2 tRNA genes and 1 rRNA gene are annotated in these 765 nt (G+C 41.3%); all 3 read right to left on the reverse strand.

Annotated features, from left to right (window positions below):
- Nucleotides 1–308: 308 nt before the first annotated feature.
- Nucleotides 309–384: transfer RNA gene (locus F9Y84_RS21860), tRNA-Ala, on the reverse strand.
- 116 nt (nucleotides 385–500) lie between these two features.
- A tRNA-Ile gene (locus F9Y84_RS21865) sits at nucleotides 501–577 on the reverse strand.
- Between the two features lie 77 nt (nucleotides 578–654).
- Nucleotides 655–765 (reverse strand): 16S ribosomal RNA (locus F9Y84_RS21870); the annotation flags it as partial.

Raw genomic sequence — 765 nt, forward strand, 5'->3', positions numbered from 1 at the left:
GCATCCACCGTGTACGCTTAGTCACTTAACCATACAACCCAAAATAGTTTTAAGTTGTACTGCTAAAGACAGTTTAACTTCGCCAGAAGTTAATATTGAATACTAAAGTAGACGCTAATTAATCAAACAAATGATTAATCGGCATTTTCTTTCGAAAACTCGATAAATAACTTTACGTTATCTATCAGAATTTAATTTTTCAGCTTTTCCAAATTTTTAAAGAGCAAGAGAATTACTTCTCAGAGTTAAAAACTCTCAGTTACTTAAACTTGAGTAAGAGTGTTTATCTATGAGAAGGAGTAGTAAAATGGTGGAGCTAAGCAGGATCGAACTGCTGACCTCCTGCGTGCAAGGCAGGCGCTCTCCCAGCTGAGCTATAGCCCCACATTACTAGGATTACATTGTTTGCTTTACCAAACTTCTTATCGAGGCAAGGCATTAAGTGAGGACGTTTAGTCTTTTCTAAACGACGAGCTTAATAACGCAGCATCGGCAAGAAGTGGTGGGTCTGAGTAGACTTGAACTACCGACCTCACGCTTATCAGGCGTGCGCTCTAACCAGCTGAGCTACAGACCCAAACAATGTTTGTGTTCTCTAATTCTAATCAACAATCATCTGTGTGGACACTTCGAACAAATAAGTTCTAAATCGTATAAGGAGGTGATCCAGCCCCAGGTTCCCCTAGGGCTACCTTGTTACGACTTCACCCCAGTCATGAATCACTCCGTGGTGAACGTCCCCCCGAAGGTTAGACTATCCACTTC

Source organism: Pseudoalteromonas peptidolytica (assembly GCF_012641745.1).
In the GTDB taxonomy this organism is placed as follows: domain Bacteria; phylum Pseudomonadota; class Gammaproteobacteria; order Enterobacterales; family Alteromonadaceae; genus Pseudoalteromonas; species Pseudoalteromonas peptidolytica.